This is a genomic window from Neobacillus kokaensis (assembly GCF_014656545.1).
GTDB classification, from domain to species: domain Bacteria; phylum Bacillota; class Bacilli; order Bacillales; family Cytobacillaceae; genus Neobacillus; species Neobacillus kokaensis.
Genome location: NZ_BNDS01000007.1, coordinates 1 through 14,593, shown reverse-complemented (window position 1 = coordinate 14,593; position 14,593 = coordinate 1). Strand labels below are relative to the sequence as shown.

12 protein-coding genes and 1 pseudogene are annotated in these 14,593 nt (G+C 38.3%); 9 read left to right on the top strand and 4 right to left on the bottom strand.

The window, feature by feature from the left end:
- Nucleotides 1–92: 92 nt before the first annotated feature.
- A complete protein-coding gene (locus IE222_RS09730; protein WP_191272215.1) occupies nt 93–1,787 on the top strand; it encodes a M3 family oligoendopeptidase in 1,695 nt (564 codons plus the stop codon).
- A 34-nt stretch (nt 1,788–1,821) separates the two neighbouring features.
- Here the strand turns inward: IE222_RS09730 and IE222_RS09725 are convergent, their stop codons facing one another.
- Nucleotides 1,822–3,975: an ATP-dependent Clp protease ATP-binding subunit gene (locus IE222_RS09725; RefSeq protein WP_191272213.1), complete on the bottom strand. Its 2,154-nt coding sequence runs from the start codon at nt 3,973–3,975 to the stop codon at nt 1,822–1,824.
- Nucleotides 3,976–4,155: 180 nt separating this feature from the next.
- Here IE222_RS09725 and IE222_RS09720 point away from each other — a divergent pair, with 180 nt between their 5' ends.
- Complete coding sequence (locus tag IE222_RS09720; protein WP_191272211.1) at nt 4,156–5,211, top strand: YkvI family membrane protein; 1,056 nt, start codon at nt 4,156–4,158, stop codon at nt 5,209–5,211.
- A gap of 41 nt (nt 5,212–5,252) precedes the next feature.
- Here IE222_RS09720 and IE222_RS09715 read toward each other — a convergent pair whose 3' ends face one another.
- Nucleotides 5,253–5,870 (bottom strand): CPBP family intramembrane glutamic endopeptidase, encoded by a 618-nt coding sequence (locus IE222_RS09715; RefSeq protein ID WP_191272209.1) that lies wholly within the window; start codon nt 5,868–5,870, stop codon nt 5,253–5,255.
- Nucleotides 5,871–6,006: 136 nt separating this feature from the next.
- Between IE222_RS09715 and IE222_RS26340 the strand changes: the two genes are divergently transcribed.
- Nucleotides 6,007–6,126 (top strand): DUF6254 family protein, encoded by a 120-nt coding sequence (locus IE222_RS26340; RefSeq protein WP_223282640.1) that lies wholly within the window; start codon nt 6,007–6,009, stop codon nt 6,124–6,126.
- 51 nt (nt 6,127–6,177) lie between these two features.
- Here the strand turns inward: IE222_RS26340 and IE222_RS09710 are convergent, their stop codons facing one another.
- A complete protein-coding gene (locus tag IE222_RS09710; protein ID WP_191272207.1) occupies nt 6,178–6,369 on the bottom strand; it encodes a YkvS family protein in 192 nt (63 codons plus the stop codon).
- Between the two features lie 224 nt (nt 6,370–6,593).
- Between IE222_RS09710 and ykzS the strand changes: the two genes are divergently transcribed.
- The 6 genes from ykzS (at nt 6,594) to ptsP (ending at nt 13,354) form a co-directional block, all read left to right on the top strand.
- Nucleotides 6,594–6,788 carry a protein YkzS gene (gene ykzS, locus IE222_RS09705; RefSeq protein WP_191272205.1) on the top strand — a complete coding sequence of 65 codons (195 nt, stop codon included), beginning with the start codon at nt 6,594–6,596 and terminating at the stop codon, nt 6,786–6,788.
- 40 nt (nt 6,789–6,828) lie between these two features.
- Nucleotides 6,829–7,377 carry a glycerol-3-phosphate responsive antiterminator gene (locus tag IE222_RS09700; protein ID WP_191272203.1) on the top strand — a complete coding sequence of 183 codons (549 nt, stop codon included), beginning with the start codon at nt 6,829–6,831 and terminating at the stop codon, nt 7,375–7,377.
- A 323-nt stretch (nt 7,378–7,700) separates the two neighbouring features.
- Nucleotides 7,701–9,191 (top strand): glycerol kinase GlpK, encoded by a 1,491-nt coding sequence (gene glpK / locus IE222_RS09695; RefSeq protein WP_191272201.1) that lies wholly within the window; start codon nt 7,701–7,703, stop codon nt 9,189–9,191.
- A 225-nt stretch (nt 9,192–9,416) separates the two neighbouring features.
- Nucleotides 9,417–11,108: a glycerol-3-phosphate dehydrogenase/oxidase gene (locus IE222_RS09690; protein WP_191272199.1), complete on the top strand. Its 1,692-nt coding sequence runs from the start codon at nt 9,417–9,419 to the stop codon at nt 11,106–11,108.
- A gap of 267 nt (nt 11,109–11,375) precedes the next feature.
- The gene (locus tag IE222_RS09685; RefSeq protein ID WP_191272197.1) at nt 11,376–11,642 is read left to right on the top strand and encodes a phosphocarrier protein HPr; all 267 of its coding nucleotides are present in this window, start codon (nt 11,376–11,378) and stop codon (nt 11,640–11,642) included.
- Complete coding sequence (ptsP, locus tag IE222_RS09680; protein WP_191272195.1) at nt 11,642–13,354, top strand: phosphoenolpyruvate--protein phosphotransferase; 1,713 nt, start codon at nt 11,642–11,644, stop codon at nt 13,352–13,354. Before IE222_RS09685 ends, ptsP begins: the two co-directional genes overlap by 1 nt.
- A gap of 449 nt (nt 13,355–13,803) precedes the next feature.
- Here ptsP and IE222_RS26335 read toward each other — a convergent pair.
- Nucleotides 13,804–14,232 (bottom strand): annotated as a pseudogene (locus IE222_RS26335) (transposase); the annotation flags it as partial.
- Nucleotides 14,233–14,593: the final 361 nt, after the last annotated feature.

Below are 14,593 nucleotides of genomic sequence, written 5' to 3'. Positions count from 1 at the left end.
CGGCCATGGGTCGTATTTTTTTATTGTAAGGACTATCCAGAGTTAGTATATAATGAAATAGATTGGAAAATTTTTAAAAGGGAGATGGATTCATGAGCTTTGGAAATTATACATATGCCCGTCCGAATTTAGTCGAAGTAACTGCAAAATTTGATGCAGCTTTAGTGCGATTTGAGAGCGCTGTCACTGCAGAGGAACAAAGCGAAGTTATGAATGAGATTAATCAACTTAGAAATGATCTGGGCACCATGTTTACTCTTTGCAGTATTCGCCATTCTATTGATACAAATGATGAGTTTTACAAAGTAGAGCAGGACTATATGGATGAGCTTGGACCAGAGGTTGAAGGGCTGGTTACAAAGTATTACCAAGCATTAATAGATTCAAAATTCCGTTCAGAATTGGAAGCAAAATGGGGGCTGCAGCTTTTTGCTCTAGCAGAAAGTCAGCTTAAAACTTTTAAACCTGAGATTGTTCCACAGCTTCAGAAGGAAAATCGCCTCGTCACAGAGTATACTAAGCTGATTGCCTCCGCGAAGATTGAGTTTGAGGGAGAGGAGAGGACTCTTGCCCAAATTGACCCGTTTATTGAATCAAAGGATCGTGAAATGCGCAAGAAGGCAAGCGAAGTAAAATTTGGATTCTTTGCCGGGCATGAAGCTGAGCTTGATCGAATTTATGATGAGCTGGTAAAGGTTAGAACAGATATTGCCCGAGACCTCGGTTACAATAATTTTGTTGAACTTGCATATAATCGAATGATGAGGACAGATTACAATGCCGAAATGGTAGCAAACTTTCGTCAGCAGGTAAAAGATTTTATTGTGCCAATTGCAACAAAGCTGAAGGAGAGGCAGCGGGAGCGTCTAGGTTTAGACAAATTAAAATATTTTGATGAAAACTTTAATTACTTAACCGGGAATGCAGTTCCAAAAGGGAATCCAGAATGGATTATTGAGAATGGACAAAAAATGTACGAAGAGCTTTCAAAGGAAACGGGCGAATTTTTCTCGTTTATGCAGGAAAACGACCTGATGGACCTCGTAGCGAAAACAGGCAAGGCCAGCGGGGGGTATTGTACGTACATTGAAAACTATAAAGCGCCATTTATTTTTTCCAATTTTAATGGAACCTCCGGGGATATTGATGTTTTAACACATGAAGCAGGCCATGCTTTTCAAATTTATTCTAGCCGTCATTTTGAAATTCCTGAATATTATTGGCCAACCTATGAAGCCTGTGAAATCCATTCAATGAGTATGGAATTCTTCACGTGGCCTTGGATGGATTTATTCTTTAAAGAAGATACCAATAAGTATAAGTTTTCTCACTTAAGTGATGCATTATTATTCTTGCCATACGGTGTTGCGGTGGACGAATTCCAGCACTGGGTTTATGAAAATGCATCTGCTTCACCGAAGGAAAGGAAGCAGGCATGGCGGGAAATCGAGAAAAAGTATTTGCCGCATAAAGATTATGATGGCTTTGAATATTTAGAAAACGGTGGTTTCTGGCAGCGCCAAGGTCATATTTATAATTCACCATTCTATTATATTGATTATACACTAGCTCAAATTTGTGCTTTCCAATTCTGGAAGCGTTCAAGAGAAAATCAGGAAGAAGCTTGGGCTGATTATGTTAAGTTATGCCAGCTTGGGGGAAGTATGTCATTTACCAAGCTTGTAGAAGCAGCCAATCTAATCTCTCCATTTGAGAATGGCTGTATTGAATCGGTTGTAGGAGTCATCGAAAATTGGCTGAACTCCGTCGATGATAAAAATCTTTAAAAAAAGCGAAGCCATTTGGCTTCGCTTTTCCTTATTAATTAACTGTCACTACTTCTTCAGTAACTTTTAATTCATCATTTTCCACAAGAGCTGTAAGATTTTTAGCGTCAGGCTGGTCTAAGATGAAGTCAGCGATTTTATCTTCGAGCTGCTCCTGAATCACTCTACGGAGCGGACGAGCACCAAAAGCAGGATGGTAGCCGAGTTCAGCTAATTTTTCTTTTGCTTCCCCCGTAATAGCCAATTGAATATTTTGTTCTTTTAAAGTTTCCATTAAATCATTAATCATAAGGTCAACAATATTTAAGATGTGGTCTTGGTCAAGTTGATTAAATTCAATAATACTATCGAACCGGTTTAAAAATTCTGGCTTAAAGAAGCCACCAAGGGAATCAAGGATACTTGCTTCCTCTACAGCCTCCGCAGCACCAAAACCGACATGGATTGGTTTAAAGCCAACCCCAGCATTACTTGTCATGATGATAACTGAATCCTTAAAGCTTACTACTCTCCCTTGGCTGTCAGTAAGCCGACCATCTTCAAGAATTTGAAGAAACATATGTTGTACATCGGGATGTGCCTTTTCTATTTCGTCCAATAAAATTATGCTATACGGATTGCGACGCACTTTTTCAGTTAGCTGTCCAGCTTCTTCATGGCCAACATAGCCTGGGGGTGAACCAATTAATTTAGACACACTGTGTTTTTCCATGTATTCACTCATATCAAGGCGGACCATCGAATCTTTTGTTCCGAATAATTCTTCAGCAAGCGTTTTGGTTAATTCAGTTTTCCCCACACCAGTAGGGCCGACGAATAGAAAAGAACCGATTGGGCGGTTTTTCGCTTTTAAACCTGCGCGGCTGCGACGAATTGCCTTAGCAATTTTTTGGACAGCTTTTTCTTGACCAATTACTTTTTTATTTAAGTTTTCTTCTAAATGTTTCATTTTTAGCTGTTCATCCTGCTGCAGTTTTCCAACTGGTATACCGGTTTTGTGTTCAATCATTTCTTGGATATGTGAGATCGTGACAACAGGTCTGTCGGAACTGAAATCATTGCTTAATTTCTTCTCTAATTTGGCCTCTTCATCACGAAGCTTGGCAGCTTTTTCATAATGTTCATTTTTTAGGGCTTCTTCTTTTTCCCTGGCAATTTCATTTAAACGCCCTTCAATTTGATCATTACTCTTATAATCAGAAGAAAGATTTAATTTTGAACCTGCTTCATCGAGTAAGTCAATTGCTTTATCTGGTAAGAAGCGGTCTTGTATATAGCGTTGTGATAATGTTACACAGGCACGAATTGCCTCGTCAGTATAGCTGACTTCATGATAATCCTCGTATTTTTTCTGAATACCCTTTAATATTTCAATCGCAGCATCCATGCTTGGTTCTAGAACCTGAACGGGCTGAAAGCGTCTCTCTAAAGCGGCATCTTTCTCAATCTGACGATATTCCTTTAATGTTGTAGCGCCAACTACCTGAAGCTCACCGCGTGCTAGTGCCGGTTTTAAGATATTGCCAGCATCCATTGAACCCTCGGCAGAACCTGCACCGACTAATAAATGAATTTCGTCTATAAAAAGAATAATATTTTTCCGCTCTTTTAATTCAGTAATAAGCTGCTTCATGCGTTCCTCAAATTGGCCGCGAATCCCGGTATTTGAAACAAGCGAAGCAACATCAAGCAAATAAATTTCTTTATTTTTCAGTTTGGCTGGTACATCGCCCTCAGTAATTTTTAATGCAAGACCTTCTGCAATCGCTGTTTTTCCCACTCCGGGCTCACCGATAAGGACAGGGTTATTTTTATTTCGGCGATTTAATATTTCAATTACACGTTTTACTTCTTCATCACGGCCAATGACGGGGTCAATCAGACCGGCTTTTGCTGCATTCGTTAAGTTATGGCCAAATTGATCAATAAAGCCACCGCCATTTTGTGGTACTATCTTTTCGGATTCTGCAGAAAATTGATTATTCATGTTTTGACCTTTGGCAATATGAAAGAAATTTTCGAATGGGAAGCTTTGGAATGAATCCATTTTCATCCCTAAACCTGTATTCAGTGCTTGCTTTTCTCTTCTATAACATTCATTGCAAAGTTTCATATCTATTCGTTGTCCATTTAGATTCATTGTTAATTGGATATTTGCCTGTTTTTGATTACATTTTTGACAAAGCATATAAAATAACCTCCTCGTTATTTAACTTTGACTTTGACTAACTTTGACCTATGGTTTTAGTATACTCTGACCTTTTTTGACTTTCAAGTTATTTGTTTATAGTAAATATTAGCAAATGAGAAAAAAGCTCGTCATTGTTTGTCCCTTTATTCATATATTTGATGATAAGGGGGAGATGGTGTGAAAAGAAACAGGAATTGGAATCAAGCTTTTCAAATTGCGGCGGTCTATATTGGCACCGTTGTTGGGGCAGGCTTCGCCACAGGAAAGGAAATCGTTGAATTCTTTTCACGATTTGGTTTCTTTGGCTTTATAAGTATATTAATGAGCGGTTATCTATTTATTATGATTGGTTCCAAACTTATGCGGATGGCTGCACAAATAGATGCAAAATCCTATCAGGAGTTTAATGAACATCTATTTGGGAAATGGCCAAGTAAAATTATTAATTTTTCGATGCTTTTTATGCTTATTGGAGTAAGTGCAGTAATGCTTGCCGGGGCAGGTGCGGTATTCGAGGAACAACTTGGACTTCCGAAAAATGTTGGTGTGTTTCTGACGATTTTTCTTTCCTACCTTGTCATGCTCGTAGGTACGAAGGGGTTATTTGCTGTAAATACATTCGTTGTACCCATTATGATTAGTTTCAGCTTAATATTAATGTTTTTATCAGTTCAAATGCCGAACTTTTTAGACCAATTTTTATTTATCCCGCATGCAACAGATGGCTGGAAAAGTGTAATTGCACCATTCTCATATGCCGCCCTAAATTTAGGATTAGCACAAGCTGTGCTGGTACCCGTTGCAACGGAGGTAAAGGATGATTGGACAATTAAATGGGGCGGGATTCTTGGGGGATTAGGGTTAACGCTTATTTTGATTGCCAGTCACTTTACTTTAATTATGCTTCCGAATTTGGAGTTGTATGAGATTCCGATGGCGATCATTATGAAGAATTTAGCTCCTTTTTTCTACTGGATTTTTATTCTCGTGATTTACGGAGAAATTTTTACCTCTGTCATTGGTAATGTCTTTGGTCTTGATAGACAATTAAAACAGTATATGCCGATTCCTACAATGATGTCGGTTACAGCAATTTTTTTGGTTTCCTACTTGATCAGTCTGGTGAATTATGGAACACTTCTTTCTCATTTGTATCCGTTATTCGGTTATATTTGTATGACCTTTTTTATTTTATTATGGATAAAACCATTTGAACCAAAATTAACAGAGTGATAAAAAGCAGCTGCTCAGTACAATAGAAGCAGCTGCTTTTATTAAGATTTAAATGGCAAAATAATAAAAATCATTAAATCAAAAATAATATGGGAAACAATGATTAGCGGCATACTTTTTTTCCAAAAATACAAAGATCCCCACACTAAACCCGAAATGAGGGACGCAAAAATCAATAGAATTGAGCCTGAATAAATATGAACTGATGCATATGCACATGTTCCAATAATAATACTTACTGCAGGTTTAAAATATTTCATTAATCGTTTTTGGACAAAACCACGCCAAAATAATTCTTCACCAGGAGCAGCAACTAAGACCAGTGCAAGGTATTCCCAAAAAAGTTTGGGGGCGAACCATTTATATAATTTCCGAATCTCCTTGTCAAATGAAAAGAGAGAATTTTCAACCATCTGGTAGCCTAACCAAAATACTGCATACAAAATTAATCCGGAAATCGTCCCGAAAAATATATATTGTATAAAAGATGACTCGTCGTCAACATCACCTTGAAACATGGAATAGGCAATTAATACAAGAATAGAACCGGTAAAGATATACCAAAAAATTGCTTTATCATGGAATGAAAAGTAGATTAGGGTGTGTGCAATGACCACACCAAAAATTAGCCGAAGGTCTAGAACAAGATTTTTTAACATGATGAACTCCTTACATATAATCACCTGTATTTTAACAAAAAAATTATTTAAAAGGAAATATCATCAATTATTTTCCCCAAATCCTTTCATAGAAACATACAAACAGGAAAAAATAATTGGGAAAGGAGTGATAAGATTGAGTAAATCAAAGAGACAAGAGGAACGGGAATGGACTGTTAGGAAACAGGACCAAAATCCACATGGAAAGGTAAAATCTTTAAAGCAGCTTGCGAAGGAAACAGAAGACGACAAGTAAAAAAAGCATTAAAGAAAAGGCAGACTGCCGGCTGCCTTTTCTTACATTCTATTATAAATAAGCGCTTTCTTTTATTACCTTATAGTTTTTATGGTTGACGACTGTCCGTTGATCTAATTCTAAATCGCGATAGTTATCCATATATGTCAGGTCAACGATTACGGAATTCTCATTTACCTTTTCGACAATCCCTTGCAGCCCGCCACGAAATTCAATTATATTACCAACTTCTGCTTTCTTCAAATCGTCTCTCTCCTTTTTCTGCCAAACTTTTAAACTGTTTAAATAACAGTTTGCACCAAATTTTATCATTCGTAAAGGTTTTTATGTGACAATTTGGTTAATTATTACTGATTATATGTTAAAAAACTAATGAAATGTCGAGAAACATTTTCAAAAGATAATAAATAATTTTTATGGCTTACTGAATTATACTTAAGATAAAATTGTATGAAGGTGGTGATCTAATGACGGATGAGTTTGTAAATGATATCTTGAATCGTTTAATGACAGGAGAGCTGTCTGAATACTATGTTAAAAATGAAGATTTTATGGATTTTCGCCGTGTGCTGGTAAAAAGAGAAGATTTTAAGCATTTTCGCGGGATTGGCCAAAGAGGCGGAGATGTATTGTACAAATACTTAGAGGAACCAAGAAGTTAACCTAAAAATGGGGTAATTTTAAGAATAGGTGAATAAAGCGATGAGACAAAAAATTTTGCCTGTTTCAACAAACATGAAGGAATTTGAGCGTTTCCTGCAAAGCTCCTTTGAAATAGGTGTCTTTTTAGAGATGCATATTGCTCAATTAAAAAATATTAGTCAAATGGCACGACAATATGGCAAAAAAATGGTTTATCACGTTGATTTAATACATGGTATCAAAAATGATGAATATGCAACAGAATACATATGTCAGGAATTTAAGCCGTTTGGTTTAATTTCTACTAAAGCCAGTGTTATACAAAAAGCTAAACAAAAGGGAGTTATGGCTGTTCAAAGAATCTTCTTAATTGACAGCCATGCGCTTGAAAAAAGTTATAAACTGCTCGAAAAAACACAGCCAGACTACATTGAAGTTCTGCCTGGGGCAATCCCTTGGATGATTGCTGAAGTAAAAGAGCGGGTTAATATTCCCATTTTGGCTGGTGGGCTAATACGCACTGCAGATGATGTGAAAAATGCCTTACAAGCGGGTGCTGCTGCAATTACAACATCGAAAAGAGATCTTTGGGATATTTTTGCAGATTAAATTACCTAAATTTTTTAGCATTAAATTGACAACCTTTTTAATTGTTCGTTTACTTAGGGCGAGTTAATAAACTGTGACGGATACAAGGAGATTCACATAGAGACCTTATTTCAAGGTTTTTCTATTGTGAATCTCCTTTTTTTGTCATTAAATAGAATATAAAATATATCTTTTTTAGAGAAGTGGAGTGAATAGGCATCCTTTGTGAGAGAATTGGGGTTATTATTATTGGAGCGGAATAAATTTTCTCAAGGTTTAATTTTGAAAAAAACTAACAATGAGACCAGCATAAAAATAATCCAGGATAATACGGAGGAGATAAGATGGAAAAGTTTATTTTATCATTGGATCAGGGGACTACAAGCTCACGTGCCATTCTTTTTAATAAAAATGGAAACGTTGTTCATTCAGCGCAAAAGGAGTTTACACAATACTTTCCAAAGCCGGGCTGGGTTGAGCATAATCCAAATGAAATATGGGGATCTATTCTGTCAGTTATCGCGGAAGTATTAACCGAATCAGCAACCAAGCCTGAACAAATTGCTGGAATTGGAATCACCAATCAGCGAGAAACAACCGTTGTCTGGGACAAGGAAACAGGAATTCCTGTTTATAATGCGATCGTTTGGCAATCAAGGCAAACCAGTGAAATTTGCGAGGAACTTAAAAGTCATAGCTATAATGACTTATTTCGTGAAAAAACCGGGTTGTTAATTGATGCTTACTTTTCCGGTACAAAAGTTAAATGGATATTGGATTATGTCGAGGGAGCACGCCAAAAGGCGAATGTCGGAAAACTATTATTTGGCACAATTGATACTTGGCTTATTTGGAAGCTGTCTGGAGGCCGGGCTCATGTTACCGATTACTCCAATGCAGCACGTACGCTAATGTTTAATATTTATGATCTCAAATGGGATGATGAATTATTAGAAATCCTAGGTGTACCAAAATCAATGCTTCCGAACGTGCGTCCTTCCTCGGAAATTTATGCTAATACGGCTGATTATCATTTCTTTGGTAAAGAAATACCGATTGCAGGGGTGGCAGGAGATCAGCAGGCAGCCCTATTTGGGCAAACATGTTTTGAACAAGGGATGGCAAAAAACACGTATGGCACTGGCTGCTTCATGTTGATGAATACCGGGAAAAAAGCAGTACGCTCAGAGAATGGTTTATTAACTACCATCGCCTGGGGGTTAAACGGTAAAGTGGAGTATGCGTTGGAAGGCAGCATTTTTGTGGCGGGTTCAGCGATACAATGGCTTCGTGATGGCCTAAGAATGATTAATGATGCCAAGGATAGTGAGGAGTACGCAAAAAAGGTTGAATTTACAGAGGGAGTTTACGTAGTTCCAGCTTTTGTCGGTCTAGGGACGCCATACTGGGATAGTGATGTCCGTGGAGCGGTTTTTGGATTAACCAGGGGGACGACTAAGGAACACTTTATTCGAGCCACACTTGAATCACTTGCCTATCAAACTAGAGATGTTTTATCTGCGATGGAAGCAGATGCCGGAATCCAGTTGAAAACACTACGAGTAGATGGAGGAGCGGTTAAAAATGATTTATTAATGAAATTTCAAAGCGATATCTTAAACGTTCCGGTAGAAAGGCCTGTCGTGAATGAGACTACAGCATTAGGTGCAGCCTATTTAGCGGGACTGGCTGTTGGTTTCTGGAAAAGTCAGGAAGAAATCTCTAAACTATGGGCCATCAATCAGCAATTTAATCCTGTGATGACGAAAGATGTTCGCGAAAACTTATATAATGGCTGGAAAAAGGCTGTAAAAGCTGCTATGGCTTTTAAATAATGAATTGGATTTTCTATTTGAGTATTTATGGTATAATAAAAACAAGTTAATATCTGTCAGGAGAATGGGAGAGACCACAAATACACTATTTTATCATAGTGTACTTTGTGGTCTCTTTTTGTTTCTCCACAGGAAATATTGCCATGACGAAAAAGGGAAGTTTAAATATATATATTCTAAGGGAATTGGAAGAAATATGGCTTCTCAATTATAGGAGGAAAAAACATGAATTTCTCAAATTTAAATCGTCAGGAAATTGTGAGAGACATAAAAAAGGAAACTTTTGATGTATTGGTAATCGGCGGCGGCATTACTGGAGCGGGGATTGCTTTTGATGGGCAAACACGTGGGTTGAAAATGGCCCTCGTAGAAATGCAGGATTTCGCTGCGGGAACATCAAGCAGATCAACCAAGTTAGTTCATGGCGGTTTACGATATTTAAAACAATTTGAGGTCAAAATGGTTGCGGAAGTGGGGAAAGAACGGGCTATTGTTTATGAAAATGGTCCACATGTCACGACCCCTGAATGGATGCTGCTTCCAATGCATAAAGGAGGTACTTTCGGTAAATTCAGTACATCTATTGGCCTCAGGGTCTATGACTTTTTAGCAGGAGTTAAAAGATCAGAACGACGAACCATGTTATCCGTGCAAGAAACATTAGCGAAAGAGCCCCTCCTCAGAAGAAACGGCTTAAAGGGCGGCGGCTATTATGTTGAATATCGGACGGATGATGCCCGTTTAACCATTGAAGTTATGAAGGCAGCGGTTGAAACCGGTGCTATTGCTTTGAATTATACAAAAGTTATAAAACTTGTTTATGAAAATGCAAGAATTATTGGTGCCCAAGTGGAAGACCAGTTGACTGGAGAAATGTACGAAATTCATGCAAAAAGGATTGTCAATGCTGCGGGTCCATGGGTTGATACAATTCGTGAAATGGATCGTTCAAAAAAGGGTAAGACCTTGCAGCTTTCTAAAGGTGTTCACGTGGTAATAGATAGTTCACGTTTCCCATTAAAACAAGCCATCTATTTTGATACACCGGACGGCCGTATGGTCTTTGCGATTCCACGAGACGGAAAAACATATGTGGGAACAACCGATACATTTTATAATGAGGATGCGGTAAATCCTATGACGACAGTAAGTGACCGCAGCTACATTATTAAAGCGATTAATTATATGTTTCCTGAAGTGAAAATAAGTGGAAAAGATATTGAATCCAGCTGGGCAGGGGTCCGACCATTAATTTATGAGGAAGGAAAAGACCCTTCCGAAATATCTAGAAAAGATGAAATATGGGAATCTCGCTCCGGCCTGATTACAATTGCTGGCGGTAAATTAACTGGATATAGGAAAATGGCAGAAACAGTTGTTGATTTGCTAACTGCTAAATTAAAGGCAGAAGAAGGCAGAAGCTTCAAAGCATGTCAGACAAAATATCTGCCAATTTCTGGAGGTGATGTGGGCGGCTCGGAGAACCTAAAGGCATATGTTTCTAGTCATATAGACAAAGGAATAGAAATTGGACTCTCTAGTGAAGAAGCTGAAAAATTAGCCAAAATATACGGTTCAAATATTAATATAGTCTTCGAGCTATTAGCGAAAAATAAAGACGATGCTGTAAATTACGGTCTTCCGATCGTTTTATTTGCAAAGCTAATCTATGCAATAGAAAAAGAGATGATTGCGACCCCGATTGATTTCTTAAACCGACGGACTGGGGCCATTTTATTTGATATTCAGACAGTGAAAAAGTGGAAAAATCAGGTTGTTTCATATATGGCAAATAGGTTTGTATGGTCTGAAAAGGAAAAAAGCAAATATTTGGTATCAATTGAGAAAGCATTAGAAGCTGCCATGATTCCAGTTGATGAACGTAATGAAATTCCACCTGTGGCGAATTGCAATTAATCAAAGTGAGGCTGTCGTTATGGCAGCTTTCTTTTTGTAATAATAAATAAAGATTTTACGAATTTGTGAACAATTGGTTTATATAAGAAAAATTTCATAGAAATAAGTGATAATATAATCCGTTCACTATTTCACAAATTAGGATTTCCTAGTTGTATAGACAGGATAAAAATGCTATTCTATCTTCTGTGAGAATTAAATACTTTTTCAAAGCCAAAATATGAAGAAAGAGTATCCCTCAAATTTTCTAAAGGAGTTTGATTCATTATGGCAGAGAAACAATTTAAAGTAATTGCGGATACCGGGATTCATGCAAGACCAGCCACACTCTTGGTGCAAACAGCAAGTAAATTTGATGCTGAAATCAATTTAGAATATAAAGGCAAAAAAGTTAATTTAAAATCCATTATGGGTGTTATGTCATTAGGAATTGGCAAGGGAGCTGATTTTGCAATTTCTGCCGAAGGCAGCGATGCTGAATCAGCATTAACCAGTTTAGAAGAAACTTTAAGAAAAGAAGGTTTGGCAGAATAATGACATTCTTACAAGGTATTGCTGCATCTAATGGAATAGCGATTGCCAAAGCCTACCGACTGGTTGAACCTGATTTAGCATTTGACCAAAAAACAATCGAAAATGTCTCAGTTGAGGTAGAACGTTACCGTCAGGCTATTGAAAAAGCAAAGGCAGAGCTAGAAACAATTCGTGACCGTGCCAAGGTAGATCTAGGACCGGATAAAGCAGCTATTTTTGAAGCACATTTGCTTGTATTAAGTGACCCTGAACTTAATACACCGATTGAAGACAAAATTAAAACTGAAAAAGTCAATGCAGAGGCGGCCCTGAAAGAAACTGCTGATATGTTTGTCATGATGTTTGAACAAATGGACAATGAGTACATGAGAGAACGTGCTGCAGACATTCGTGATGTGACCAAACGTGTCCTTGCACATTTACTGGGTATACAGCTGCCAAATCCAAGTATGATTGCTGAAGAAGTCATCATCGTGGCTGAGGACTTAACACCGTCTGATACAGCACAGCTAAACAGGCAATTTGTTAAAGGATTTACAACTAATATCGGCGGAAGGACATCACATTCGGCGATTATGGCTCGGTCTTTGGAAATTCCAGCGGTGGTTGGTACTAAAACGGCAGTGGAGGAGATCGACAATGGTGACTTAGTCATTGTTGATGGTTTAAAAGGGGAAGTACATATTAACCCTACACCTGAACTTGTTGAGCAATACCGCCAAGTCCACCACGATTATGAAAATCAAAAGGCCGAATGGGCTAAGCTAGTAAATGAATCAACTGTTTCTAGTGATGGTCACCATGTCGAATTAGCAGCGAATATTGGTACACCTAATGATTTAAAAGGTGTTGTGGCTAATGGCGGCGAAGGTGTCGGTCTATACCGAACTGAGTTCCTTTATATGGGCAGGGACCAGCTTCCAACTGAAGAGGAACAGTTTGAAGCCTATAAGGCCGTTTTAGTAGGAATGGCTGGCAAACCTGTTGTGGTTCGAACATTAGATATTGGCGGTGATAAAGAGCTTCCATATTTAGACCTGCCAAAAGAAATGAATCCATTTTTGGGATTCCGTGCCATCCGCTTATGTTTAGAAGAGCAAGACATTTTCCGTACACAGCTTCGAGCCTTGCTTCGTGCAAGCACTTTCGGTAATTTGAAAATTATGTTCCCGATGATTGCCACATTAGATGAGTTCCGTGCTGCCAAAGCAGTTCTTGAAGAAGAGAAGCAAAAGCTTGTTTCTGAGGGGCAAAAGCTTGCTGATAAAATCGAGCTTGGTATCATGGTGGAAATTCCATCAACAGCTATATTAGCAGATCAATTTGCTAAAGAGGTTGACTTCTTTAGTATCGGTACAAATGATTTAATTCAATATACAATGGCTGCGGATCGTATGAATCAACGTGTTTCGTATCTGTATCAGCCATATAGTCCTTCTATTTTAAGACTTGTAAAAATGGTCATCGACGCTGCTCATGCTGAAGGTAAATGGGCAGGAATGTGTGGGGAAATGGCAGGAGATGAAACTGCTATTCCTGTACTTCTTGGTCTTGGACTAGATGAATTCTCGATGAGTGCGACTTCAATATTAAAAGCTCGTTCATTAATCAAGAATCTGAATAAATCTGATATGGAAAAGCTTGCAAATGAAGTATTAAATATGCAGACTACTTCTCAAGTAGTGGACGCAGTGAATGCTGCGATAAAGTAAAATATAGAAGAAAAAAGACCGACTTTTATAAAGTCGGTCTCTGATTGTCGAGAAAGGGTATTTTTCTCGGCAATTTTTCATTTTGTCAGACCTAAAATACAGATTTTACAATAAGATTGCCCATGTTAACGGGGCCTGTTGGCTTCCGCTCCAGGCACTCGCTTTCCGCAGGGAGGTCCTGAAGCCTCTTCGGCGCTTTGCGCCTGTGGGGTCTCCAGTGACCTCTCGATCCCGCAGGAGTCGAGTGCCCTCCGCTCCAATCAACAGGGGGCAAATCAACCTAAAGAATTGCAACACACCTTTTCCAGCCTAGCTAAATATGTTGCCATCTTTTTTATATTTTGGCAGGCCGCAGTAAGGAGAGCCTGTTCACTCGCATTCTTAAATCCACGTAACGGGCAGAAGCGAAGCCCATGCAGATCTTCCCCAGTATCCACTTCTACTTCTTATTTTGTAAACTTATATTTATTTGTGTTTGCCTTTAAGTGTGTTGAATCCGTAAATAAAACACGTCCGCCAACCATCTTATGATTCATTGCTAAAAGCGCAATTTCTCAAAAATCTCCTGAAAAATAGTTGTATCCTTAAATCGATGTTTGCTGATTCCAGCTAATTTTAGAGTGATGTGGAATGGAATCCTTGAATTTTAAACCTAAAAACCAGCGGTAGGCCACGTTTGTTCTTATTTCCCTTTCTAATTGACGTTCAGAACGAATGCCGTAAATGTAGCCAATAAATCAGTAGGGATTCCGTTATCATCACTATAATTAAGGACGAACCTTTTATAAAAGAAATGAAAAATCTATATATTTGTCAATCAAGCGAAGAAGGTGGTCGTCTGAAACTAATTCATCAATAGACACAAATTCATATTCAATTTGGCTAAACTCTTTGGCTTATACATTGATTTCTCCACGCGGGAGTATTGGGCAGGGGAGACCCCGCAGGCGCTTTAGCGCCGAGGCGGCTCCCCGAACCCCCGCGGAAAGCGAAACCGCCTGGAGCGGAAATCAGCAGACCTATTGAACAGCCTATTCATTAATATATTATATCGAATTAACGCGGTGGATTAATTGCGAATCTGTATAAAATAATAGGCTATCCAAAGTTTTTCGACAGCCTTAGACCGACTTTTATAAAGTCGGTCTTTTTACAATTTTGAAACAACATTCGGGGAATTCAGTCTATTAATCCTGTATAATTGAAAATAGGAAAAAATAAGCCCAGTGGTAATATGTC

What these genes read in the sequence shown, in the direction of transcription:
- IE222_RS09715 (WP_191272209.1), bottom strand. Translation starts at nt 5,870, where the DNA reads ATGTTAAAAAATCTTGTTCTAGACCTTCGGCTAATTTTTGGTGTGGTC.
- IE222_RS09700 (WP_191272203.1), top strand. Translation starts at nt 6,829, where the DNA reads ATGAGACAAAAAATTTTGCCTGTTTCAACAAACATGAAGGAATTTGAG.
- ykzS (WP_191272205.1), top strand. Translation starts at nt 6,594, where the DNA reads ATGACGGATGAGTTTGTAAATGATATCTTGAATCGTTTAATGACAGGA.
- glpK (WP_191272201.1), top strand. Translation starts at nt 7,701, where the DNA reads ATGGAAAAGTTTATTTTATCATTGGATCAGGGGACTACAAGCTCACGT.
- ptsP (WP_191272195.1), top strand. Translation starts at nt 11,642, where the DNA reads ATGACATTCTTACAAGGTATTGCTGCATCTAATGGAATAGCGATTGCC.
- IE222_RS09730 (WP_191272215.1), top strand. Translation starts at nt 93, where the DNA reads ATGAGCTTTGGAAATTATACATATGCCCGTCCGAATTTAGTCGAAGTA.
- IE222_RS09685 (WP_191272197.1), top strand. Translation starts at nt 11,376, where the DNA reads ATGGCAGAGAAACAATTTAAAGTAATTGCGGATACCGGGATTCATGCA.
- IE222_RS09725 (WP_191272213.1), bottom strand. Translation starts at nt 3,975, where the DNA reads ATGCTTTGTCAAAAATGTAATCAAAAACAGGCAAATATCCAATTAACA.
- IE222_RS09690 (WP_191272199.1), top strand. Translation starts at nt 9,417, where the DNA reads ATGAATTTCTCAAATTTAAATCGTCAGGAAATTGTGAGAGACATAAAA.